This is a genomic window from Burkholderiales bacterium (assembly GCA_035560005.1).
Taxonomy (GTDB): domain Bacteria; phylum Pseudomonadota; class Gammaproteobacteria; order Burkholderiales; family Eutrophovitaceae; genus DASRFY01.
In genome coordinates this window covers 12946-37014 of sequence record DATMAN010000054.1, presented here as the reverse complement: position 1 = coordinate 37014, position 24069 = coordinate 12946, and the positions used below count along the sequence as shown (strand labels likewise).

The 24069-nt window shown below is 65.4% G+C and carries 23 protein-coding genes and 1 tRNA gene; 18 read left to right on the top strand and 6 right to left on the bottom strand.

From position 1 onward, the window contains the following. Nucleotides 1-23 precede the first annotated feature (23 nt). Both VNM24_07490 and VNM24_07485 read right to left on the bottom strand, forming a co-directional pair. Nucleotides 24-707, bottom strand: coding sequence for an RraA family protein (locus tag VNM24_07490; GenBank protein HWQ38441.1), 684 nt, complete (start codon nt 705-707; stop codon nt 24-26). A gap of 83 nt (nt 708-790) precedes the next feature. Beyond that, nucleotides 791-1936, bottom strand: a complete 1146-nt coding sequence (locus VNM24_07485) for a GNAT family N-acetyltransferase (protein HWQ38440.1) — start codon at nt 1934-1936, stop codon at nt 791-793. Between the two features lie 31 nt (nt 1937-1967). Between VNM24_07485 and VNM24_07480 the strand changes: the two genes are divergently transcribed. Both VNM24_07480 and VNM24_07475 read left to right on the top strand, forming a co-directional pair. Continuing rightward, nucleotides 1968-3623 carry an NAD+ synthase gene (locus VNM24_07480; protein HWQ38439.1) on the top strand — a complete coding sequence of 552 codons (1656 nt, stop codon included), beginning with the start codon at nt 1968-1970 and terminating at the stop codon, nt 3621-3623. Between the two features lie 284 nt (nt 3624-3907). Next, entirely contained in the window at nt 3908-4246 is a 339-nt protein-coding gene (locus VNM24_07475) for a P-II family nitrogen regulator (protein ID HWQ38438.1), read from the top strand. A 143-nt stretch (nt 4247-4389) separates the two neighbouring features. Here VNM24_07475 and VNM24_07470 read toward each other — a convergent pair whose 3' ends face one another. Together VNM24_07470 and trxB are read right to left on the bottom strand one after the other, a co-directional pair. Next, nucleotides 4390-4956, bottom strand: a complete 567-nt coding sequence (locus tag VNM24_07470; protein ID HWQ38437.1) for a Smr/MutS family protein — start codon at nt 4954-4956, stop codon at nt 4390-4392. A gap of 139 nt (nt 4957-5095) precedes the next feature. Continuing rightward, the gene (trxB, locus tag VNM24_07465; GenBank protein ID HWQ38436.1) at nt 5096-6055 is read right to left on the bottom strand and encodes a thioredoxin-disulfide reductase; all 960 of its coding nucleotides are present in this window, start codon (nt 6053-6055) and stop codon (nt 5096-5098) included. 166 nt (nt 6056-6221) lie between these two features. Here trxB and VNM24_07460 point away from each other — a divergent pair, with 166 nt between their 5' ends. From VNM24_07460 to serS, 5 genes are all read left to right on the top strand, one after another. Next, nucleotides 6222-8486 (top strand): DNA translocase FtsK 4TM domain-containing protein, encoded by a 2265-nt coding sequence (locus VNM24_07460; protein ID HWQ38435.1) that lies wholly within the window; start codon nt 6222-6224, stop codon nt 8484-8486. 43 nt (nt 8487-8529) lie between these two features. Further along, a complete protein-coding gene (locus tag VNM24_07455; protein HWQ38434.1) occupies nt 8530-8919 on the top strand; it encodes a hypothetical protein in 390 nt (129 codons plus the stop codon). Further along, nucleotides 8920-9531, top strand: a complete 612-nt coding sequence (gene lolA / locus VNM24_07450; GenBank protein ID HWQ38433.1) for an outer membrane lipoprotein chaperone LolA — start codon at nt 8920-8922, stop codon at nt 9529-9531. 139 nt (nt 9532-9670) lie between these two features. Next, entirely contained in the window at nt 9671-10987 is a 1317-nt protein-coding gene (locus tag VNM24_07445) for a replication-associated recombination protein A (protein ID HWQ38432.1), read from the top strand. A gap of 25 nt (nt 10988-11012) precedes the next feature. Further along, on the top strand, nt 11013-12296 hold the full coding sequence (serS, locus tag VNM24_07440; GenBank protein HWQ38431.1) for a serine--tRNA ligase: 1284 nt from the start codon (nt 11013-11015) through the stop codon (nt 12294-12296). 3 nt (nt 12297-12299) lie between these two features. Here the strand turns inward: serS and mltF are convergent, their stop codons facing one another. Further along, nucleotides 12300-13760, bottom strand: coding sequence for a membrane-bound lytic murein transglycosylase MltF (mltF, locus tag VNM24_07435; GenBank protein ID HWQ38430.1), 1461 nt, complete (start codon nt 13758-13760; stop codon nt 12300-12302). A 63-nt stretch (nt 13761-13823) separates the two neighbouring features. On the opposite strand from mltF, the gene VNM24_07430 reads away from it, so the two are divergent. Continuing rightward, nucleotides 13824-13916: transfer RNA gene (locus tag VNM24_07430), tRNA-Ser, on the top strand. 526 nt (nt 13917-14442) lie between these two features. Here VNM24_07430 and VNM24_07425 read toward each other — a convergent pair. Then, complete coding sequence (locus tag VNM24_07425; GenBank protein HWQ38429.1) at nt 14443-15504, bottom strand: DNA topoisomerase IB; 1062 nt, start codon at nt 15502-15504, stop codon at nt 14443-14445. A gap of 198 nt (nt 15505-15702) precedes the next feature. Between VNM24_07425 and ccmA the strand changes: the two genes are divergently transcribed. The 10 genes from ccmA (at nt 15703) to mltB (ending at nt 24038) form a co-directional block, all read left to right on the top strand. Next, on the top strand, nt 15703-16344 hold the full coding sequence (gene ccmA / locus VNM24_07420; protein ID HWQ38428.1) for a cytochrome c biogenesis heme-transporting ATPase CcmA: 642 nt from the start codon (nt 15703-15705) through the stop codon (nt 16342-16344). Next, on the top strand, nt 16341-17021 hold the full coding sequence (ccmB, locus tag VNM24_07415) for a heme exporter protein CcmB (protein ID HWQ38427.1): 681 nt from the start codon (nt 16341-16343) through the stop codon (nt 17019-17021). Before ccmA ends, ccmB begins: the two co-directional genes overlap by 4 nt. Nucleotides 17022-17174: 153 nt before the next feature. Beyond that, the gene (locus VNM24_07410; GenBank protein ID HWQ38426.1) at nt 17175-17894 is read left to right on the top strand and encodes a heme ABC transporter permease; all 720 of its coding nucleotides are present in this window, start codon (nt 17175-17177) and stop codon (nt 17892-17894) included. Nucleotides 17895-18091: 197 nt separating this feature from the next. Continuing rightward, complete coding sequence (gene ccmD, locus VNM24_07405; GenBank protein ID HWQ38425.1) at nt 18092-18271, top strand: heme exporter protein CcmD; 180 nt, start codon at nt 18092-18094, stop codon at nt 18269-18271. Next, a complete protein-coding gene (gene ccmE / locus VNM24_07400) occupies nt 18268-18732 on the top strand; it encodes a cytochrome c maturation protein CcmE (GenBank protein HWQ38424.1) in 465 nt (154 codons plus the stop codon). The genes ccmD and ccmE overlap by 4 nt, the downstream gene beginning before the upstream one ends. 28 nt (nt 18733-18760) lie before the next feature. Continuing rightward, nucleotides 18761-20749, top strand: coding sequence for a heme lyase CcmF/NrfE family subunit (locus tag VNM24_07395; protein ID HWQ38423.1), 1989 nt, complete (start codon nt 18761-18763; stop codon nt 20747-20749). A gap of 88 nt (nt 20750-20837) precedes the next feature. Continuing rightward, complete coding sequence (locus VNM24_07390) at nt 20838-21362, top strand: DsbE family thiol:disulfide interchange protein (GenBank protein HWQ38422.1); 525 nt, start codon at nt 20838-20840, stop codon at nt 21360-21362. Continuing rightward, a complete protein-coding gene (locus VNM24_07385; protein HWQ38421.1) occupies nt 21359-21820 on the top strand; it encodes a cytochrome c-type biogenesis protein in 462 nt (153 codons plus the stop codon). Before VNM24_07390 ends, VNM24_07385 begins: the two co-directional genes overlap by 4 nt. Then, on the top strand, nt 21817-23004 hold the full coding sequence (gene ccmI / locus VNM24_07380; GenBank protein HWQ38420.1) for a c-type cytochrome biogenesis protein CcmI: 1188 nt from the start codon (nt 21817-21819) through the stop codon (nt 23002-23004). The genes VNM24_07385 and ccmI overlap by 4 nt, the downstream gene beginning before the upstream one ends. Continuing rightward, the gene (mltB, locus tag VNM24_07375; protein ID HWQ38419.1) at nt 23001-24038 is read left to right on the top strand and encodes a lytic murein transglycosylase B; all 1038 of its coding nucleotides are present in this window, start codon (nt 23001-23003) and stop codon (nt 24036-24038) included. The genes ccmI and mltB overlap by 4 nt, the downstream gene beginning before the upstream one ends. Nucleotides 24039-24069: the final 31 nt, after the last annotated feature.

Here is a 24069-nt window from a genome sequence, read left to right as displayed (position 1 = left end):
GCCTCGCGCCTTGTGTCTCGCTCTCAGTCCACATACCGAATCCGTCCCTGCAGCGCGACCGGATCCCAGAACTTGAGTTTCTCGCCGCGCTTGACCTTCGCTTCGGCCTCGGCCTCCTTGCGTTCCACTTCCTCGAGCTGCCGGGCGACTTCTGCCGCGCGCGCCAGCGGCACAACGACTACGCCGTCCTGATCGCCGCTGACGATGTCGCCGGGATGGATCGTGACGCCCCCGCAGCACACACCCATGTTGATTTCCCCCGGCCCGTGCTTGAAGCTCGAGTTGGGTTTCACGCCGCGTGCAAACACCGGGATACCCGCCTTGAGCAGTCCGGGCACATCGCGCACCAATCCATCGCAGACGATGGCCGCGACGCCGATACGCCTGGCCCACAAGGCCCACAGATCCCCGATCGTCGCCGCGGTCTCATCGCCGGTGGTCGCGATCACGATGACGTCGCCTTTCCTGGCGAAGTCGAGAATCGCCATGGCCGCGAGATTGTCCATCGGGCCGCAGAAGGCGGTGACGGCCGGGCCGCAGAAACGCATGTCGGGCTTGAGCGGCTTGATGGCGGCGTCCAGGCAACCCGCGCCATCGCGAGCGTCGGTGACGTAGCCCGTCGGCCGGCCGGCAAAAGCCCTGAGCAACGTCTTCGAGGGGCGGTCGATGTGCCTGCGCACGGTCAAAGCGACGGGCTCTCCGATCATCGGGTGTGCTCCTCCGGTTGATTGCTGTCTGTCCTGTCGCCGCATGAAGTGCGGCAGGCGAAGGTGCGGCGAGTATAGCGGAGTCAATCGCGCGCCCCGGCCGGCGTCTTGAACGGAGAGTGCTCGCCGAGTTCGTCCACATACTGCTCGACGTCGCGCCGCTCGCGGCGCAGGAAATCGGCAACCGCGTCGAAGAATCGTGGGTGTGCCAACCAGTGTGCCGAGAGCGTGCGGATCGGCAACAGCCCGCGCGCGAGCTTGTGCTCGCCCTGCGCCCCGCCCTCGAAGCAGGCGATGCCCTGTTCGATGCAGTGCTCGATGGGCTGGTAGTAGCAGCACTCGAAGTGCAGGCCGGGATGGTATTCGACAGCTCCCCAGTAGCGTCCGTACAGCGCGCTCTCGCCTCTCACGCACAACGACGATGCGATCGGGCGCCCGTCGCGCACTGCCACCGAGAGCAACAAGCGCTGCGGCATGAGGTGCGCCAGCCGCAGGAAGAACTCCAGATTGAGATAGGGCGTGGACTGGTGGGCCCGATAGGTGCGGCGGTAACAATCGAAGAAGAACTTCCAGTGAGCCTCGCCGGCCTCGGTCCCGCTCAGCCGTTCCAGGCGGATGCCGCTCGCGCGCAGCTTTGTCCGCTCCTGCCGGATCTTCTTGCGCTTGTCGTGGTTCATGCGGCCCAGGAAATCGTCGAAGCTCGAATAGCCGTCGTTTCGCCAGTGGAACTGCACGGTTTGCCGGATCAGCATCCCGGCCTGTTGCATCAGTTGCGCTTCCGGCGCGATCGGGAACAGGCAGTGCAGTGAAGACATGCGCTGCTCGGCCGCGAAGCGAAGCGCCGCCGCGATCAGAGCAGCCTTTGTTTCCGCATCGCTGGCGAGCAAACGGCTGCCGGTGACCGGTGTGAAGGGTACGGCGCTGACCAGTTTCGGGTAGTAGCGCAGCCCATGGCGGCGATAGGCTTCGGCCCAGGCCCAGTCGAAGACGTATTCGCCATACGAGTGGCTCTTCCGGTACAGCGGCATCGCACCGGTGATGCGCCCCGAGCGGCGGATCACCAGGTGACACGGCGACCAGCCCGAGCGGGCGCCCACGCACCCGCTGTTCTCCAGGGCACTCAGAAAGGCGTGGGAGCAAAACGGCTCGTTACCGCTCAGCGCGTCCCACTCGACGGCGCTGATGCTTTCGAGCGACTCGACGATTTCGACTTCATGGCGCGCGTTCATGGTGCAAACAGGCGAATGCTATAGTACGACCATGAGAATCGCGATCGCCCAGATCAACTGCACGGTGGGCGACCTGTCCGGCAACGCGCTCAGGATCCTGGAGTTTGCCGAGCGCGCCAGAGCGCTCGGCGCCGATCTTCTCCTTACACCCGAACTGTCCATCTGCGGCTATCCGCCGGAAGATCTGCTGCTGCGGGACGACTTCTGCGCGGCCTGCCAGCGCGAGGTCGAGCGGCTGGCGGCAAGAGTCCAGGGCATCGACGTCCTGGTGGGACATCCCCACGTACAGGAAGGCCGCCGCTATAACGCCGCTTCGCTGTTGCGGGGCGGGCGCCTGGCCGGCACCTACCACAAGCGCGACCTGCCCAACTCGGAAGTGTTCGACGAGGAACGCTATTTCGAGTCGGGAAGCGGCGCGCTCGTGTTCGACGTCGCGGGCACGATGGTCGGGGTCAACATCTGCCAGGACGTCTGGGGTCCGGAGCGCGCGTTCGCCACCGGCAAGCCTCTGCGCGCCTCGCCCGGAGAGCGCCAGGCGCCGAAGGCGGCGCGCGCAGCAGGCGCCCAGGTGCTGGTCGTGCTGAATGCTTCGCCCTATCACCTGGGCAAGCAGCGCACGCGCCACGAAGTGGTGCGCGGCTGCGTGCTGGAGGCCGGGATGCCGGTGGTGTTCTGCAACTGGGTTGGCGGACAGGATGAGCTGGTGTTCGACGGCCAGTCCTTCGTCATGGACGTGCGCGGCGCCGTGACGCAGCAGTTGCGCGCGTTCGAGGAAGATCTGGCCGTGGTCGAGTTCCGCGGCGCCGAGCCCGTGCCCGGTCCTGTCGCGCCGGAGCTGTCCGTGGAGGCGGCAGTGTACAAGGCCCTGACGCTCGGCGTGCGCGACTATGTCGGCAAGAACGGCTTTCCCGGCGCGCTGATCGGGCTGTCGGGCGGAATCGACTCCGCACTCACCGTCTGCGTGGCGGCCGACGCGCTGGGGCCGGAGCGGGTGCATGCAGTGATGATGCCGTCGCAGTTCACCGCCAGCATCAGCCTGGAAGACGCGCGCGTCATTGTCGCGCGGCTGGGCGTGCGCTACAGCGAGATCGCCATCCGCCCCGTGTTCGACAGCTTTCTGGCCGCGCTCGCGCCCGAGTTCAAGGACCGGCCTTTCGATACCACGGAGGAGAATATTCAGTCGCGCATCCGGGGGACGCTGCTGATGGCACTGTCGAACAAGTTCGGGTCGATCGTGCTCACCACCGGCAACAAGAGCGAAATGAGCACCGGGTATGCGACGCTCTACGGCGACATGGCCGGCGGCTTCGACGTGTTGAAGGACATCACCAAGGGAATGGTGTATCGGCTGGCGCGGTATCGAAACACGGTCTGCGAGGTGATTCCCGAACGGGTCATCGCCCGGCCGCCGTCGGCGGAGCTGCGCCCGAACCAGACTGACCAGGACAGCCTGCCCCCCTACGACGTGCTCGATGCGATCGTCCAACGCTACGTCGAGCAAGACCGCAGCATCGACGAGATCGTGCGCGAAGGCTTCCCCCGCGCGGATGTGGAGCGCGTGGTGAAGCTGCTGCACGTCAGCGAATACAAGCGGCGCCAGGCGCCGGTCGGAATCCGCATCACCCCGCGTGGTTTCGGCAAGGACTGGCGCTTCCCGATCACCAACAAATTCCGCGGCGGGCTCTAGCGCCGCTCACCGCACGATCGCGCAGGCGCGGCGCAAAGACACAAGCGATTCTCGCCCCCAAGGCACGAGCCTGCATTATTCATGAAAGTCGCGGCTGAGTGCGTCCTGCCTCGTGGTTCGCTTTCGGGGCTTGCCTGTGCGTCTGTAACTCGCGGGCGGGCGAGTGCCTTGATCCGCCGGGGCAGCAGTGCAGCGGAAAGCCGCTTTCCGGGGCTGGCGGAACGCGTCTATACTCTGCGCGGGGCCGCGTATGAGACGGCCGCAATGCGTTTCAGGGAGCGATCATGAAGAAGATCGAAGCCGTGGTGAAACCCTTCAAGCTTGACGAGGTGCGCGAAGCGCTTTCCGAGATCGGCGTCACCGGCCTTACGGTCACCGAGGTCAAGGGTTTCGGCCGGCAAAAGGGTCACACGGAGCTCTACCGGGGCGCCGAGTACGTGGTGGACTTCCTGCCCAAGGTCAAGGTGGAAGTGGTCGTGACCGACCGAATGGTGGAGCAGGCGATCGAAGCCATTGTGAAATCGGCCCGCACCGGCAAGATCGGCGACGGCAAGATCTTCGTCACCTCGGTGGAGCAGGTCATCCGCATCCGAACGGGGGAAACGGACGAGGCGGCGATTTAAGGATTGCTCGTGGCTGCGGGCGATCTGGGCGCCGCAGCCACGAGCCGTGCCGGACGCCCCATTTTGGGGCGTTCGAGTTTGAAGGGTGCGCGGCGAGCCAATCGCCACCCCCGCCGGACGCGCAACTCCACTACCCGGCCTACTCAACCGGTCGCGCGCCTGGCCTTGAGCAGAACCAGCAGGGCGCCACTGCCACCATCGGGCGGCGGCGCCTGGCAGTAGGCCAGCACTTCATCGCGTTGCCGCAGCCAGCCGGCGACCTTCTTCTTCAGCACCGGTGTGCGCTCGGCGGAGCGAAGTCCCTTGCCATGCACGATGCGTACGCAGCGCCGCCCGCTTCTCAATGCCTCGTTGAGAAATGCCACCAGCAGCTCGCGCGCCTCGACGACCCGCAGCCCGTGCAGATCGATCTCGTCCTGCACCACCCAGTGGGCGCGCCGCAGCTTGCGCAGTACCTGGCGGTCGATACCCTCGCGCAAGTAGGCGAGCGCCTCGCCCGCCTCGAGCATCGCTTCAATCGACATCTCTCCCGACAGGCTTTCCTGCAGGACCTGCTGCTCGTCGCGCCGCGTCTGCGCCGCGACCGGGTCACGGCGCGCGGGCGGATGCAGCACCCGCCCGGGGTCGGGTAGCGGTGCGACATCCTTCAGTGCTTCGCGCAACAGCGCGGCGTCGTCGGGTTCTTCCGGCAGTATCGGTCTCTTGGGCATGGCTGGAGACACACTGAGGATCGATTGCCAATTTCACCGCCGAGAGACTCGGGATTTTTCTTCACGCTCTTCGTGCCTTGGCGTTTCCGGTGGTCGATCCGACGTTGAAGTTGCCTGTGCCTTTGCGGTGGCTGCCACGTCAATGATCCAGACCACCGAGGTAGCGCTCGGCGTCGAGCGCGGCCATGCAGCCGCTGCCGGCGCTGGTGACTGCCTGCCGATAGACGTAATCCTGCACGTCGCCCGCGGCAAACACGCCGGCAATGCTGGTCGCGGTCGCGTTACCGTCGCGTCCGCCCTTGGTGATGATGTAGCCGTTGCTCATTTCGAGCTGGCCCTGGAAGAGCTGGGTATTCGGCGTGTGCCCGATGGCGATGAACACGCCGGACAACGGCAGCTCCTTGGTGCCTTCGCCCCGTGTGGAGCGCACCCGCAATCCAGTGACACCCTTGTTGTCTCCGAGTACCTCGTCCACGGTGTGGTTCCACTCGATGCGGATGTTGCCGTTGCGGGTCTTCTCCATGAGTCGGTCCACCATGATCGCCTCGGCGCGCAGTTTGTCCCGCCGGTGCACCAAGGTCACGTTCCTGGCGATGTTCGACAGGTACAGCGCCTCTTCCACCGCCGTGTTGCCGCCGCCCACCACCGCGACGTCCTGGCCCTTGTAGAAGAATCCGTCGCAGGTGGCGCAAGCCGAGACGCCTTTGCCGATGTACGCCTGTTCGGACGGCAGGCCGAGGTACTTGGCGGAAGCGCCGGTCGCGATGATGAGCGCGTCGCAGGTGTATTCGGCCTGATCGCCGGCCAGACGGAAAGGCCGTTCGAGGAGCTTCGCGGTATGAATGTGGTCGAAGATGATCTGCGTGCCGAAGCGCTCCGCGTGCTTGTGAAAGCGCTCCATCAGTTCCGGCCCCTGAACGCCCATGGCGTCCGCCGGCCAGTTGTCCACGTCGGTGGTGGTCATCAACTGCCCGCCCTGCGCGAGCCCGGTGATGAGCACCGGCTTGAGGTTCGCCCGCGCCGCGTAGACCGCGGCAGTGTAGCCTGCGGGACCGGAGCCAAGGATCAGCAGGCGGGAGTGTCTGGTGGTTTGGGCCATGGGGACGCAAGGTGGAGCGTTGTCGCAAACAGCGCAACTTTAGCAGCAGGCAGAAGCGGGTTCCAGAAAGCGCGGACCCGCGCCGTGGGTCCCGATCGTGAGATAAAATCTTGCAAACCGAAAGGAAAGTCGATTGCGATCTGCCCCTGCGGGTAGCAAGAACGCGCTGCGCGAACCGCGCAAGCCCCTGCCGCCGCGCATCGCGGCGCTGCTGCGGGAGTCCTGGTGGCTGCTGCTGGTAGGCGCGGCGCTCTATCTCCTCTTGATCCTCGCGACCTACAGTTCGCTCGACCCGGGCTGGTCGCGTCAGGCGACCGACTCGCAAGTGGCCAACGCCGGCGGAGAGGTCGGCGCCTGGATCGCCGATGTTCTCCTGTATCTGTTCGGCGTTTCCGCGTGGTGGTGGTTGTTCGCGTTCGCGGTCGGCATCGTCCGGAGTTATCGCCGCATTCATACCCCCGGGGACGCGGATCGCCGCCCGCTCGCCGTGGCGTGCATCGGTTTCGTGATCCTGCTGGCGGCAAGCTGTGCCTTCGAGGCGCTGCGCCTGCATTCGCTCGGTGTGGAGCTGCCGCATGGAGCCGGCGGTGTGGTCGGGGCAGCGCTCTCGGAGCTGGCGCATCACGCATTCGGATTCACCGGCGGCACGCTGCTCTTCCTGGTGCTGTGGGCCATCGGCCTGTCGCTGCTCACGGGGCTGTCTTGGATCGCGATGATCGAGCGCATCGGCGCCGGGGTTGAAGGCGCGTGGCTCGCTGCGGCTGACCAATGGGAAGCGTGGCGCGACCGCAAGGCCGGCGCAATCGCCGCGGAGCAGCGCGAAGCGCACGTGGAGGAAGTGAAGGAAAAGATCGAACACGAGCCGGTGCGCATCGAATCCCCGGCGCTCGAGATCCGCAAGTCCGACCGTGTCATCAAGGAGAAGCAGAAGCCGCTGTTCGAGGATCTTCCCGACTCCGAACTGCCGCCGCTGCATCTGCTCGACGAGCCGCCGCACGACGTGGAAGTTCTCTCCACCGAGACGCTGGAGTTCACCTCGCGGCTGATCGAGAAGAAGCTGATGGACTTCGGCATCGAGGTGAAGGTTGTGGCGGCCCAGCCCGGACCGGTGATCACGCGCTACGAGATCGAGCCAGCGGTGGGCGTCAAAGGCGCGCAGATCATCAACCTCGTCAAGGATCTGGCGCGCGCGCTGTCGGTGGTCAGCGTGCGCGTGGTGGAAACGATTCCGGGCAAGAGCTGCATGGGGCTGGAGATTCCCAATCCGAGGCGCCAGGTCGTGCGGCTCTCCGAAATCCTGTCCTCGCAGATCTACGCCGATCCGCCTTCGCCGCTGACGCTGGCCTTGGGCAAGGACATTGCCGGCCACCCCGTGGTCGCCGATCTGGCGCGAATGCCCCACCTCTTGGTGGCCGGCACCACGGGCTCGGGGAAATCGGTCGCGATCAACGCGATGATTCTGTCGCTGCTGTACAAGGCGACCGCGAACGAGGTGCGCCTGATCCTGGTCGATCCGAAGATGCTCGAGCTGTCGGCCTACGAGGGTATCCCGCACCTGCTGGCTCCGGTGGTCACCGACATGAAGCAGGCGGCGCAGGCATTGAACTGGTGCGTGGGCGAAATGGACCGGCGCTATCGGCTGCTGTCGGCTCTGGGTGTGCGCAACCTGTCCGGGTTCAACCAGAAGGTCAGGGAAGCGGCCAAAGCCGGCAGGCCGCTGACCAATCCCTTCACCATCACGCCGGAGAATCCGGAGCCGCTCCAGGAGTTGCCGCTCGTGGTGGTCGTGATCGACGAGCTGGCGGACCTCATGATGGTCGTGGGAAAGAAGGTGGAGGAACTGATTGCGCGGCTGGCGCAAAAGGCGCGCGCGGCCGGCATCCACCTGATTCTGGCCACGCAGCGTCCCTCGGTGGACGTGATCACCGGGCTCATCAAGGCGAACATTCCGACGCGGATCGCGTTCCAGGTTTCCAGCCGGGTGGATTCGCGCACGATCCTGGACCAGATGGGCGCCGAGCAGCTGCTGGGGCAGGGCGACATGCTCTTTCTCCCGCCCGGCACCGGCTATCCGCAGCGCGTGCATGGCGCTTTCGTGGCGGACCAGGAAGTGCACAAGGTGGTCGACTACCTCAAGGCGCGCGCCCAGCCTCAATACATCGATGAGGTGCTCGAGCCGTTGGAAGCCGAGCTCGACAATGGCACGGGCGGACCGATGGGCGGCGGCGAGAGCGATCCGCTTTACGACCAGGCGGTCGAAATCGTCCTGAAATCGCGCAGGGCGTCGATCTCGCTGGTGCAGCGCCACCTGCGCATCGGTTACAACCGTGCCGCCCGGCTCATCGAGCAGATGGAACGTGCCGGCCTGGTCTCGCCGATGTCCTCGAACGGCAATCGCGAAGTCATCGCGCCGTCGAGAACCGAGGCCTGATCCGGTTGTCGGATGTTTCTGGCTAAGGGGCGTACACAAGACCATGAGGGGCTCGGTCAAATTCCTGCTGGCGGCGCTTGCGCTCGCCGGGAGCGCCGCCTCCGGCGAGGAACGTGTGCGCGGGATGGCCTTCGACGTCTACATCCGGCTCGAAATCGGCATGAGCGAAGCCGAGCTGCTTCAGCGCGCCGGGCCGCCGGACTATGAATCGACCGACGGGCTGGACACGCGCTCCCACGCCATCGTCCAGGATTCGGTGCTGATCGATCCGGTCAGCGGCCGCAGAATCCCGCAGCGCCATGTCCTGCGCGGGGAATTGAGCCAGACCGTCAAGACTTGGTACTACCTGCCGACCGTAGCCGATCCGTTTACCACCACGGTAAGGCTCACCGGCGGCAGGATCTCTCAGATCGAGCGCAAGAAGAAGTTCTGAATGCACACGGCGAGACTGCTCCCTTTGCTGTGGGCGTTCGCACTGCCGGCGGCTGCCGGCCCGATCGAGCAGCTGGAAGCATTCATTCAGACGACCCGCGCCGCCCGGGCCGATTTCACCCAGACGGTCACGGGCCCGGAAGGCAAGGATGTCCAGCAATCGAGCGGGACCGTGGAATTCTTCCGTCCGGGCAGGTTCCGCTGGGAGTACAAGAAACCCTTCGTGCAGCTGATCGTTGCCGACGGCGAGCGGCTCTGGATCTACGACAAGGACCTCAACCAGGTCACCATCCGCAAGCTCGACAAGGCGCTGGGCTCGAGCCCGGCCGCGCTGCTGGCGGGCACGGACGAGATCGAACGCTTCTTCTCGCTGGAGGCGCAGGGCAGAAAGGGTGGACTGGATTGGCTGCAGGCCCGGCCGTACGAGGAGGACAGCCTGTTCGAACGCGTGCGGATGGGATTCGCGAAGAACACCCTGGCTACGATGGAGCTGTATGACCACTTCGGCCAGAAGACCGTGATCCGCTTCTCCCGGCTGGAGCGCAATCCCGGTTTTGCGCCCGGCACCTTCAGCTTTACCCCGCCGCCGGGCGCCGACGTGGTCACGGACTAGCATCGACCGCCGGGACGCAGGATCTAGCGCGCAGCACAAAGGCCCCGAACGATTCACGCTTTTCTTCGCGGCTTTCGCGCAGTGATCCTCTCTTTGCGCCTTTTGTCGGGGTGCTGCGCATCCGTGGTGAAATACTCTCATGCCGACTGACCTCTTCGAACCGCGTCAGCCCCCAGCCCCGCTTGCGGAGTCGATGCGGCCGCGGCGGCTGGAGGAAGTGGTCGGTCAGGAGCATCTGCTCGGTCCGGGCAAGCCGCTGCGCGTGGCCTTCGAGTCGGGCGCGCCCCACTCGATGATCCTCTGGGGTCCGCCGGGCACCGGCAAGACGACACTCGCGCGCCTCATGGCGCAAGCCTTCGATGCGCAGTTCATCCAGATCTCCGCGGTGCTTTCGGGCGTCAAGGATATCCGCGAGGCGGTGGCCCGCGCCGAGGCCGTTCTGCAGGCGAGCGGCCGGCGCACCATTCTGTTCGTCGACGAAGTACACCGCTTCAACAAGGCGCAGCAGGACGCGTTTCTCCCCTATGTCGAACAGGGTCTGCTGACTTTCATCGGCGCCACCACGGAGAATCCTTCGTTCGAGGTCAATTCGGCGCTGCTGTCGCGCGCGACGGTCTATGTGCTTACCGCGCTGGGCGACCGTGAACTGGCCGAGCTGTTCGAGCGCGCGCATGCGCGCGCCTTCCCGGAGCTGGGATTCACCGAAGGGGCGAAGGACATGATCGTCGGCGCGGCGGACGGCGATGCGCGCAGGCTGTTCAACATGCTGGAGGCCATCGCCAACGCCGCGCGCAGCGAGAAGAGCCGCGAGGTGGACGAGCAGTTCGCGCAGCGCACGCTGGGGCGCAATCTACGCCGCTTCGACAAGGGCGGTGACGCCTTCTATGACCAGATCTCGGCCCTGCACAAGTCGGTGCGGGGTTCTTCTCCGGACGCCGCGCTCTACTGGCTGGTGCGCATGCTCGATGGGGGCGCCGATCCACTGTACGTTGGCCGCAGAATGATCCGCATGGCAGTGGAGGACGTGGGGCTCGCCGACCCGCGGGCACTGTCGGTTGCGCTCGATGCCTGCGAAACCTATGAGCGGCTCGGCTCGCCGGAAGGCGAGCTGGCGCTCGCGCAGGCCGTCATCTACCTGGCCTGCGCGCCGAAGAGCAACGCGGTGTACCTCGCCTATAATGAGGCGCGCGCGACGGTGGAGTCGGATCGATCGCGGCCGGTACCACAGCGTCTGCGAAATGCACCGACGCGGCTGATGAGAGAGCTGGGCTACGGCAAACGCTATCGCTATGCCCACGACGAACCGGAGGCCTACGCGGCCGGTGAGAACTACTTTCCGGACGACATGCAAGCGCGGCAGTTCTATCGCCCCACGCCGCGCGGGCTGGAAGCGAGGATCGCGGAAAGGCTCGAACACCTGCGCGAACTCGACCGCAAGGCGAAAAAGGAAGATTGACCGCACAGACGCCGAGAAAAGAGCGATGCTCGACGTACACCTGCTCAGAAGCGATTTGCAGGCCGTAGCGGCGCGACTGGCCACGCGCGGCATCGCGCTCGACGTGCAGACGTTTCGCGAGCTGGAAGACGCCCGCAAGAAGGTACAGACCCGCACGCAGGAGCTGCAAGCGCTGCGCAACGCAGCGTCGAAGAAGATCGGCGAGATGAAGAAGGCCGGCCGGGATGCCTGCGCGCTCATGGCGGAGATGGCGAGAGTCGGCGACGAGCTGAAGCAGCTGGAAAGCGAGCTGGCCGATATCCAGGCGCGGCTCGAGCAGTATCTGCTGGGCGTTCCGAATGTCCCCCATGCCAGCGTTCCGGTTGGGAAATCCCCGGAAGACAACGTCGAGGTGCGGCGGTCCGGCGAGCCGCGCGCGTTCGATTTCCGGCCGAGGGACCATGTGGATCTCGGCGCGGCCCTCGGCATGCTCGACTTCGAGCGCGCGGCGAAGATCGCTGGCGCGCGCTTCGTACTGATGACTGGCGCGATCGCACGCCTGCATCGCGCGATCGCCCAGTTCATGCTCGACGTACACACGCGCGAACACGGTTACACCGAAGTCTATGCACCGTACCTGGTCAACGCCGATTCCATGCGCGGAACCGGTCAGCTGCCCAAGTTCGAAGTGGACCTGTTCTCGGTTCCCCGGGCGGACGGCGGCAAGTTCTATCTGATCCCGACCGCGGAAGTGCCGGTGACCAACATCGTGCGCGATGAAATCGTGCCCCTGGAGCAACTGCCCCTGAAGTTCGTCTGCCACAGCCCGTGCTTTCGCTCCGAGGCTGGCTCCTACGGCAAGGATACGCGCGGAATGATCCGCCAGCACCAGTTCGACAAAGTCGAGCTGGTCCAGATCGTTCACCCGGAACGGTCCTACGAATCGCTGGAAGCGTTGACCGGACACGCGGAGGCCATCCTGAAGAAGCTGGAACTGCCCTACCGGGTGGTCACGCTGTGCACCGGCGACATGGGCTTCGCGGCCGCCAAGACCTACGACATCGAGGTCTGGCTTCCTGGCCAGCGAGCGTATCGCGAGATTTCTTCGTGCTCGAACTTCGAGACGTTCCAGGCGCGGCGCATGCAGGCCCGGTTCCGAAACGAGAAAGGCAAACCGGAGCTGGTGCACACCCTGAACGGTTCCGGTCTGGCGGTCGGCCGGACGCTGATTGCAGTCCTGGAGAACTACCAGCGCGCGGACGGCAGCGTCGAAATCCCGGCCGTGCTCCGTCCGTACATGGCGGGCGCGGCGGAGATCCGCACCGCATAGCCTTCAGCGCAGCGCCGCGCTGGCGGTCAACGAAGGCGCGAGCAGCGGTCGGTGCGGTTCCTCGAAACGCTGCAGGATGTCGTAGTAGTTGCGCACGTTCTCGGTGAGGATCACCGCTTCGGCGCCGCGCGCGAAGCCGTATCTGACGGTGGTGTAGTAATCCGAGCGGGCAAGCAGCGGTAGCGTCTTCTTCAGGTCGATCCACGAATCCGGATTGAGTCCCTGACGCTGTGCGAGCACGCGGGCATCTTCCACGTGCCCGTAGCCGACGTTGTAAGCGGCAAGGGCGATCCAAGTGCGATCCGGTTCGGGAATCCGCTCGGGCAGCGCTTGCCGCAGCAACTGCAGATAGCGTGCACCGGCCAGGATGTTCTGATACGGGTCGAGCCGGTCGGTCACTCCCAGGCGATCGGCGGTGCTGGCCGTCAGCATCATCAGCCCGCGTACCCCGGTCGGGCTCGTGGCAATGGGGTTCCAATGCGACTCCTGGAATCCGAGCGCGGCGATGAGCCGCCAGTCGATCCCGGTGATTTCCTGCGCTTCCTTGAAAGCATCGGCGTAGCGCGGCAGAACCGTCTGCCGTCTGGCGAGGAAGGCCACGATGTCGCCTTGGGTGAGACGATGGATGTGGCCGAAGTGCCGGTCGACCAGCATGCGCAAGGTACCGTTGGCCCGGATGCGGCCGAAGAACTGGTGCACGCTTCTGACCAGATGCGGATCGGCATTCTTCGGCATGGCCCAGGCCAGCGGCTCGGGCGTGCCGAAAGTGAACGCGGTGGCGATGTTCGGGTAGAAATTGCGCGCCAGCTCCGCGGCGTGCGAATCGGTGACCACGTAATCGAGCTTTCCGGCTGCCAGCCTGTCCAGCAGCGGATCGACGCTCGCCGCCGGAGTTTCCTCCCAGCGCAGACCGGGAATCTGGCCCGCCTCGAGCTTCAGTTTGTCGGCGCTGCTCGAGCCGGCGAGCACGGCGATCTTTTTCCCCACGAGTTCCTTCAGGCTGCGCGGTCTGGGCTTGTCGGTGTTGTACACCACCGCCTTGCGCGCGGTGAGATAGGCGGGACCGAAGGTCAGCGCAGGCTCCCGCTCCTGAGTAGCGCTCAGTCCGGCCGCGGCCAGATGGGCATAGCCGTTGGCGATCGTGGAAACGATGTCGGAGAAGCGTTCTCGCACGACCATGCGCACGCTGGTTCCGAGTTCCTTGGCGAAGAGTTCCACGAGATCCTGCTCGAACCCGATGTAGTCGCCATCCGGACCGATGTAGCGCGTGGTCGGAGAATTCCGCGTTACCACGACCAGTTCGGCTGCCTTTTCGACCGGGGCGACGGGACGTTCGATCAGCGGCCCGAGATCGACCGACGGCAGAGCGACAAGCAGCGCTGCCGTGGTCACTTTGGACATGGACAGCGCCTCGCCGGCGGCGGCGAGAGCCCGCTTCAAGCGTTTGCGCGCCGGGGTGCTCACGGGGCCCTCAAGCGATGAGGCATGGGCGCGCCAGAGGCGGGCTGGTAGAATGACACCTTCGCCGGAGAGGTACCGAAGCGGTCATAACGGCGCTGACTCGAAATCAGATGGTCGGGGTAACCCGGCACGTGGGTTCGAATCCCACCCTCTCCGCCAGATAAAACATCTCCCTCGCTGACCCGCTCGACTCGTGGGCGAGCGAGGACGCGACGAAACAGCCCGTTTCTGTCCGCCATCGACGCAAGCCTATTCGGATACAGGTTCGCAGTCGTTGCCGGCACTGTGTGTCGGTGACTCCGAACACTTGCCTTCATTGCCCGTGACATCAAGCAACGCCTCCCTTGGCGAAGTTCGAGTCATTGAATGTGGGCGCTGCGGCACAAGGAAACGCGCCCCGTCGCGCCGCGGCGCCTCTCGGTCTCCATGTACTCCTTGCCCGTGCGCAATCTCGTGGCGTCCCCGTCCGTCCGAGATTGGCTGTTGTTATTCGCTACTTAACTAATCAAAAGCTTATGGTGTTATTCGAATCCATTTCCTGACCTGAGAACAACTTGGAAGTTCCCGCACGCCGATGGATTCGCTCCAAGTATCCACCAAAAACCGTTTGCAGGGCTAGTGCTTGCGATTCTCACCCGACGGCGAGCGCGTGCGTGAAGGCAACCAGGAAGTCCGCGCTGGCCGGCTACGGGCTCTGGCTCTGGAGGAACTGCAGCACCGCCACTTCGTCGCGACGTAAAGCCGCCTTACCTCTGCGTCGGGCGCCGTTGACTGCGCTGTCGCTCGCGAGCACACCAGTGCGTCCTGCGAGATAGGCCTCGATCAGAACCGGATGAACGTAGTACTTGCGACAGACCGCGCGGGTGTTGCCGAGCCGCTTTGCCACCGCATCGATAGCTCGGATCACGTTGCGGTTGGCTTGACGCATGCTCGGTGCGGGTCCGGCAGACCACAGCTCCTTCGCGGCGAGCATCGTACCTGCCCAAGTCCGGAAGTCCTTGGCGGTGATGTCGCGTCCGCTGACCTGGCGCAGGTACTCGTTCACGTCATCGGACGAAACCGACTGGCGCCGCCCCGATGCATCCAGATATTGAAACAACTCCTGGCCGGGAAGGTCCTGGCACTGCTGGACGAGCCGCGCGAGGCGCCGGTCGCTGATCGCCACCTCGTGCTGCACGCCGCTCTTGCCGCGAAAGCTGAAGCGCAACCGCGAACCCTGAATCTCCACGTGCCGCCGGCGCAGGGTGGTCAAGCCGAACGAGTTGTTTTCCCGCGTGTATTCGTCGTTGCCTACTCGGATGAGCGTCTTGTCGAGCAGGCTGACGACGGTGGCAAGAACTTGTCTGCGGCTGAGGTTCGCAGCGCGCAGATCGCGTTCGACCCGGTCGCGGATGCCGGGAAGTATCTCGCTGAACTCCAGCACTCGACGGAACTTCGATCGATCGCGCGCCTCGCGATACAGCGGGTGGTAGCGGTACTGCTTGCGACCGCGGGCATCGCGCGCTGTGGCCTGGATGTGGCCCTCGGGATCGGGGCAGATCCAGACTTCGGTCCATGCCGGCGGGATGGCAAGGCTCGCGATGCGCCTGCGTACCTGGGGATCGGTGATGCGCTGCCCGTCCGGACCGAAATAGATCCAGCCTTTGCCCGCGCGGCGGCGGCGAATTCCGGGCACCCCGTCCGTGACGTATTTCAACCCGGCATGCGCGGCTGCCTGACGATGCTCCTCGATCCGCGGCGATAACACCCAAGCCTCCCCTCGGTGAGCCGGACGTGTTTTTAGCACTTTCCGAGCATGGACGGCAAAGGCCTCCATGGGGCGCCTGCCCGCAGGCGTTGAGACCCGCGGCCGGGGCACGGGTGGCCCAGCGCCCGGACAGCGTCGCTCGGTGACCACGAAGCCGCAGATGCGGCGCGGTGGGTGCGCGTGTTTCGGTCGGCTATAATGCCGCGCGCCTTCAACCCACCGTCCATGCTCCAGGCCGTTGATCTGAGCTGCATCCGCGGCACCCGCCGGCTTTTCCAGTGTTTGGGATTTTCGATTTCTGCCGGCGAGGCGCTGTGCGTGCGAGGCGAAAACGGCGCAGGCAAGACCAGCCTGTTGCGCATTCTGGCCGGGTTGTCGCAGCCTGCGACCGGCGAGGTGCGCTGGCGGGACGCGCCGATCGCGCGTTGCAGAGAGGCGTACGCCGCGCAGCTGGTATTCATCGGCCATGCCAACGCGTTGAAGGAAGACCTCTCCGCCGTGGAAAACTTGCGCGCGGCGTCGGCGCTGGCCGGCGTTGCCTGCGACGCAGAAGCCGTGCGCGCTGGCCTGTCTGCGGAAGGCCTGAACGACGTGGCCGATCTGCCCGTGCAGTGGCTGTCGCAGGGACAGCGACGGCGCGTGGCGCTCACCCGGCTGGCGCTGTCGCGCGGGCAACCGCTGTGGATTCTCGATGAACCCTTCAGTGCGCTCGACCAGACGGCTGTCCAACGGGTGTGCCGCCGGATCGAGGCCCACGCGGCGCAAGGAGGCGTTGTCGTCTTCACGACCCACCAGGATGTCGAACTCAGCGTGCAGTCCCGATCGCTGGAGCTGCGGTGAGTGGCTCGCTGGGCAGCGCCTGCCTTGCTATCGTCGGACGGGATCTGCGGGTAGCGGTGCGGCGACGCGCCGATGTGCTGACAACGCTGTTCTTCTTTGTCATTGCCGCCAGCCTGTTCCCACTCGGGGCGGGGCCGGAGCCGGAGCGACTGCGCGAGATCGGACCTGGAGTGGTCTGGGTCGCCGCGCTGCTGGCTTCAATGCTGGCGCTGGGCAGACTGTTCGCGTCCGACTTCGCGGACGGCACACTGGAGCAGATGGCTCTGGCGCCGCAACCGCTGTCCGTGCTGGTTCTGGCGAAGGTGGCCGGGCATTGGCTGACGACGGGCTTTCCGCTAGTCGTGGTTGCGCCGCTGATCGGTCTGCAGTTCGATCTGCCGAGGCAGGCGCTGCTCGCGCTGCTCTGGTCGCTGCTGATCGGCACGCCTGTGCTCTCGCTGCTCGGTGCGGTCGGCGCGGCGCTGACCCTCGGCGTGCGCGGTGGCGGAGCGCTGATTGCACTGCTGGTTCTGCCGCTGTACGTTCCGACGCTGATCTTCGGGGCGTCTGCGGTGGTCGCGGCCGCTGCCGCAATGCCAATCGGCGGACAGCTCTCGCTGCTGGGCGCGATGTTGCTGATCGCGCTGGTGGTTGCGCCTTGGGCAACCGCGACGGCGATCCGCATCGCGCTGGAGTGACGAAGCACGGAGCAAGCGCGCGAAGAGAGATGCACTGCCAAGGACAAAGCGCGCGCCAAGAGCCCGGCGAGCCCAGGAACCTGGCTTGCGGATTCGAGCCGAGGCTGTTTTTTTCTCTGGGTCCACCGTGGTCATTTCGTTCGGTGTCTTGACGTGAACATCTGGAAATACTCCTCGCCGCAGACCTTCTACCCGCTCGCGGGGAAGATGGTGCCGTGGTTCGCCACGCTGGCGGTGGTATCGACGGCGGCCGGGCTCTACATCGGGTTCTTCGTGGCGCCGACGGATTTTCAGCAAGGGGAGGCCTACCGGATCATCTTCATTCACGTGCCGGCAGCGTGGATGTCGATGTTCATCTACGTCGTGATGGCGTTCTGGGCCGGCATCGGCCTGGTCTTCAACACGCGCCTGTCCTCCATGATGGCCCACGCGCTGGCGCCCACCGGTGCGCTCATGACCTTCATTGCGCTGTGGACCGGGTCGCTGTGGGGCAGGCCGACCTGGGGCACCTGGTGGGTATGGGACGCGCGGCTCACCTCGGAGTTGATCCTGTTGTTCCTGTACATCGGCTATCTGTCCCTTGTGGCGGCGATCGACGATCCGCGGCGCGGCGACAAGGCGTCGGCCGTGCTGGCCCTGGTCGGCGTGGTGAACGTACCCATCATCTATTTTTCGGTCCAATGGTGGAATACGCTGCACCAGGGCGCGTCGGTGAGCCTGACACGGGCGCCGAGCATGGCGGCGGCCATGCTGGCCGGAATGCTGGTCATGGCGTTCGCCTTCTGGATGTATTCGATCGCGGTGTCGCTGATGCGCGTGCGCCTCATCATCCTCGAGCGCGAACGCGGCGCCGCCTGGTTGCGCGAACCATGAAGGAACAAGCGCCCACCGCGGATGATGCAGGCGACGCCGAGGAGAAGCACAACGACAGTGAGCCAATGAGTGGAACCGTGATTGTGTGCGCCGGCTGCCGGCACAGGTCGCCGGGTTGCCTCCGGACTCGTGTTTGCTCGGTGCGCTGGGTCTTGCGCAGAGAGCATTGCTCTTGAAGCAAACGATAAGGTGAAGCGATGCAGTGGGATAGCGTGTCGGAGTTCTTCGCGATGGGCGGATACGCCCTCTATGTCTGGGGCTCCTATCTGGTGACGGCGGTCGTGCTCGGGGTCGAGGTGTGGCAGCTCAGGCGGCGCAGCCGAACTCTGCGCGCCCTGACGGGTCGTAAGGTGGAATCCGAAGGAAGCGAAGCATGAAGCCGCGGCATAAACGCCTTGCGCTGATCTGCGCCGGTCTGGCCGCGCTGGCCGTAGCCGCCGGGCTGGTCCTGAACGCCTTTCGCAGCAACCTGGTCTTCTTCTTCACGCCCACGCAGGTCGCGGCCAACGAAGCACCGGTGGGCCGCAGTTTCCGCATCGGCGGGCTGGTCGAGGTCGGCAGCCTGCAGCGTCAGCCGGACGGATTGACAGTGCGCTTCGTGGTGACGGATACGGCCAAGGCAATCCCGGTGGTCTATAGCGGCATCCTTCCCGATCTGTTCAAGGAGGGCAAGGGCGTCGTCGCGCAGGGCAAGCTGCGCTCCGACGGCGTGTTCCACGCCGACCAGGTGTTGGCCAAGCACGACGAAAATTACATGCCGCCGGAAGCCGCGGATGCCGTGGAGCGCGCGCACAAGGCCGTGCGCGAATCGCAGAAGACGCTGGTGGAAAGCAAGTGAGGCGCAGGGCGTGACGGGTACCCTATCGATGATTCCGGAGCTCGGCCATTTCTCGCTGATCGTCGCTCTGACCGTCGCCTGTGTGCAGGCGACGCTGCCACTGGCCGGCGCGGCCCGCGGCACGGTGGCCTGGATGGGCGTGGCCCGTCCCGCGGCGCGCGCGCAATTCTTCCTGGTCGCGTTCGCCTTCGGCTGCCTGGCGTATTCTTTCCTGTCGAACGATTTCTCGGTGCTCAACGTCGCATCGAATTCCAACTCCAGCCTGCCCTGGTACTACCGCCTCGCAGCCACATGGGGGAGCCACGAGGGCTCGCTGCTGTTGTGGGTCCTGATGCTCTCCGGATGGATGTTCGGCGTCTCCATCGCGAGCCGGCACCTGCCGCTGCAGATGGTGGCGCGGATCCTGGCCGTCATGGCACTTATCTCGATCGGCTTCCTGCTCTTCATGCTCCTGACGTCCAATCCGTTCGAGCGACTGCTGCCGCCGGCGCCGGACGGGCGCGACCTCAACCCGCTGCTGCAGGACCCGGGGATGGTGATTCATCCGCCGATGCTGTACATGGGTTACGTCGGCTTCTCGGTGGTCTTTGCCTTTTCCATAGCCGCGCTGCTCGGCGGTCAGCTCGACGCTACCTGGGCGCGCTGGTCGCGGCCGTGGACCACCATGGCATGGGTGTTCCTGACGGTCGGCATCGCGCTCGGAAGCTGGTGGGCGTATTACGAACTGGGTTGGGGCGGGTGGTGGTTCTGGGACCCGGTGGAGAACGCCTCTTTCATGCCGTGGCTGACCGGTACGGCGCTCATGCATTCGCTGGCGGTGACCGAGAAGCGCGGTAGCTTCAAGGCGTGGACCGTGCTGCTCGCCATCATCACGTTCTCGCTCTCTCTGCTTGGCACGTTCCTGGTTCGCTCGGGCGTGCTCACCTCGGTGCATGCGTTCGCCACCGATCCGGCGCGGGGCGTCTTCATCCTGGCGTTCCTGGTGCTGGTGATCGGAGCCTCGCTCGCCCTGTTCGCATGGCGCGCGCCGCGCGTGGGTCTCGGCGGGCAGTTCAGCGCGATGTCGCGCGAGTCGGCGCTGCTGGCGAACAACGTTCTGCTCATGGTGGCCGCGGCTTCCGTGATGCTCGGCACGCTCTATCCGCTGTTCCTCGATGCGCTCGGACTGGGCAAGATCTCCGTTGGTCCGCCGTATTTCGAGGCCGTGTTCCTGCCGTTGATGGCGCCGGCCTTGTTCCTGATGGGTGTGGGCCCGCTGGCCAAGTGGAAGCGCGCTGAACTTCCGGATCTGGCGCTACGCCTGAAGTGGGCCGGTGCGGTGGCTCTGGTTACCGCAGCGCTTCTGCCGTTCACGTTGGGCAAGTGGACGCCGATGATCGCATTCGGACTGCTGCTTGCGGTGTGGATCACGGCTACCGGCGTCGCAAACCTGTGGGAGCGACTCTCCCAGCTCGCCTACACCGGCGGGGCCGCTCGGGCCGCTTACCTGAAGCACTTGCCCCGGGGGTACTACGGAATGCTGCTGGCGCATTTCGGAGTCGCCGTGTTCATCGTGGGCGTCACCTTGGTCAAGGGGTACGAAACCGAAAAGGACGTGCGCATGCAGGTGGGCGATGCTGTCGAGGCGGGCGGCTACTCCTTCCGCCTCGACGGCCTGATCGGCGTCAAGGGCCCGAACTACGACGCCACGAGAGGCATCTTCTCGGTCCACAGAGGCGAGAAGCGCGTGACGACACTGCAGCCCGAGAAGCGCATCTACCATGTGCAGCAGATGCCGATGACAGAAGCGGCGATCGATACCGGATTCACGCGCGATCTCTACGTGTCGCTGGGAGAGCCGCTGGGCGCCGGCGCCTGGGTCGTGCGCGTCTATCACAAGCCGTTCGTGGACTGGATCTGGGGCGGTGCCTTCCTGATGGCGCTGGGAGGGATTCTGGCGGTGACGGACCGGCGCTACCGTCTGGCGCGACGTGCGGAGCGCAGCGCGCCGGCGGGCGCGAGCGCTGCGGCGGCGTGACTACCGTGAAGGCTGCGAGCGTGACGATGGCCGCTTCCCCGATCCGTGCTCCCACGGCGTCTAGCGCTTTGCGGCTTCTTCCCATCGCATGACCCGATTCCTCATTCCGCTCGCGGTTTTTCTGCTGCTGGTGGTTTTTCTCGCGATCGGCCTGTCGCTCAATCCGCGCGAAGTACCCTCTCCGCTGATCGACAAGCCGGCGCCGCAGTTCACTCTGCCGAAGTTGCGCGAGCCCGGAAAGACGCTCGCGCCGGAGGATCTGCGCGGCCAGGTCTGGCTGCTGAACGTATGGGCCTCCTGGTGTGCGCCCTGTCTGGAGGAGCATCCGCATCTGGTCGATCTGGCCCGCAGGAAAACGGTGCCAATCGTGGGCTTCAACTACAAGGACCAGACCGACGCCGCCCTCAAGTGGCTGGCCCGGCACGGCGATCCGTACACGCAGATCGTCGTGGATCCCGACGGCCGGGTCGGGATCGACTACGGCGTCTACGGTGTGCCGGAGACTTTCGTCATCGACAAGCAGGGCATCATCCGCTACAAGCACATCGGGCCGTTGACGCCCAAGGTGCTGGAAGCCACGATTCTTCCGCTGGTGCAAAGGCTCCAATCATGAAGTGGCTGGCCGCCTTGTGGGTTGTGTGCAGTGTCGCGGTTGCCGGCGAGCCGCCTTCCGCGCTCGACCCACAGCTTGAAAGGCGCCTGGCCCGCGTGGCTTCCGAGTTGCGCTGTCTGGTCTGCCAGAACCAGTCGCTGGCCGAGTCCAACGCGGATCTCGCGGTGGACCTGAGAAACCAGGTGCGGGAAATGATCAAGGCCGGACGCAGCGACGAGGAGATCCGCGCGTTCATGGTGCAGCGCTATGGCGATTTTGTTCTCTACAAGCCTCCGCTCAAGAACACCACGCTGTTGCTGTGGGCTGGCCCCTTCGTGCTGCTCGTCCTGGGCGCGGCAGCCGCTGCGCTCTACCTGCGCCGCCGCGCCCGCCGGATGGAGGACGAAGGCGAATTGAGCGAGCAAGAGCGCGCACGGGCTCGAGCGCTGCTCTCCGCCGAGCGGGAAACGTCGAAGTGAGCTGGCAGTTTCTGGTCTCGGCGGCCGCGTTGCTGCTGGTGGCTCTTGCCTCGGTGCTGTGGCCGCTTCTCAGGCGTCCTGCCAGACCGTTGATCGCACCGGGCCGATCCAACCTGGAGGTGTTGCGCGACGCGCTCGCCGAACTCGAATCCGACCGCAGGATGGGTCTCATCGACCGTGACCAGTACGATCGGGCCAGGACCGACCTGGAGCGGCGCGTGCTCGAAGAGACCGACGTAGCGACTTCGCCCCAAGAATCCGGTCATCGCAGGATCGTCGTGGCCGGCGCGGTCGGACTGGGAATGCCGCTGGCCGCCGCGCTGCTTTATCTGGCGCTGGGAGCTCACGAGGCGATCGAGACTTCATCCAGCGCGGCCGTCTCCCCGGTGACGCCGGAGCAGTTCCAGAGCATGACCGAACAGCTCGCCGCCCGGCTGAAGGAACAACCCGACGACTGGGAGGGATGGGTCATGCTCGGGCGCGCCTACAAGGCGCTGGAACGCTATGAGGATTCGGCGCGGGCCTGGGGAGAAGCGGCGCGGCTGCGGCCGCAGGATGCGAACACGCTGACCGATTACGCGGAAGCGCTGGCCATCGTCAAGGGCGGCAAGCTCTCCGGTGAGCCGACCCGGATTCTCGAACGCGCGCTGCAGCTCGACCCGCGCCACCAAAAGGCGCTGGCGCTGGCCGGCGGCGCGGCGTTCACCCGCGGGGACTACAAGGCGGCGATCGCCTACTGGGAGCGTCTGCTCGCCATCTCCGACGCAGAGCCGGAGCTCGGCCCGGCGCTGCGATCGGCCATTGCGCAGGCCAGATCCAGGATGGGCGGCGCGGTCGCGGGAAGCAAGGTCTCCGGCACGGTCAGCCTTGCCCCCGAACTTGCCGCGCGCGCCGGACCCGACGACACGGTATTCGTCTTTGCGCGTTCGGCCGATGGAGCACGCGCGCCGCTTGCCGTCCTTCGTCTGCAGGTAAAGAACCTTCCGTATGATTTCACCCTGGATGACACGATGGCCATGACGCCGGGGGCGAATCTCTCCTCGGCTTCGCGCGTGGTGGTCGGTGCCAGAGTGTCGAAGAGCGGCGAGGCGCAGACTTCGAGCGGCGATCTGGAGGGCTACAGCGCCGAGATCAGGCCTGGCGCGCGAGGCGTTCGCGTGGTCATCGATCGCGAGGTGGAATGAATCGACGCATTGCGATGAATGTCCTGCTGCTGGCCGGCATGGGTGCAGGGCTGATCACCGCGGCACCGGCCCAGGCGCCCGACCGGGTATCGCTCACGCCGGCGGTCGAAGCCTTCATCGAACGGCTGCGGGAACGGCACGGACTCGACGCCGAACGCCTGCGCGAGACCTTTCGCCAGATCAAGCCGCAGGACGGAGTCATCAGAGCGTTCACCGCACCGGCCACCAGCCGGCCTTGGCACCAGTTCCGCAGCCTTTTCGTTACGCCGCTGCGCATCGAGGGCGGGGTCGCTTTCTGGCGCGACCATCACGCGGTACTCGCGCAGGCGCGGGCGGCGTACGGCGTGCCCGAGGAGGTGATCGTTGCCATTCTCGGCGTCGAGACCATTTACGGGCGGCACCTGGGAAATTTCCGCGTGATCGATTCGCTGTACACGCTGGGCTTTCATGGGCCGCGGCGCAATGAATTCTTTCTTTCGGAACTCGAGGAATTTCTCCTGCTCTCTCGCGAGAACAGCCTCGATCCGCTACAGGTCAAAGGATCGTTCGCCGGAGCGATGGGCATGCCCCAGTTCATCGCTTCCAGCTATCGGCGCTACGCGGTGGACTTCAACGCGGACGGACGCATCGATCTGTGGAACGACGTGGCGGACGTGGTCGGCAGCGTGGCCAACTACCTGAAAAACCATGGCTGGGCGCAGGACCAGGCCGTGGCGGTGCCGGCGCGGCTTCTGGTGAACGACGTGCAGCACCTGGTCGATCTGGGCGTCAAGCCGCATCTGACGGTGTCGGAGATGAAGATGCGGGGCGTCGAGGCGCTGGAAGCACTGCCGCCCGATCTGCCGGCCGGCGTGTTCACGCTGGAGAACGCGCAGGGCAACGAGCACTGGTTGTCGCTCAACAATTTCTACGTCATTACCCGTTACAACCGCAGCAAGAACTACGCGATGGCCGTGCATCAACTGGCCGTTGCAATCGCACAGGCGCGGCAAGGACAGCCACAAGCCATCGAAACGGTCGCCACACCCAAGTAGCGTTTCTGGGTGGCCATGGCAGGCACCGGCG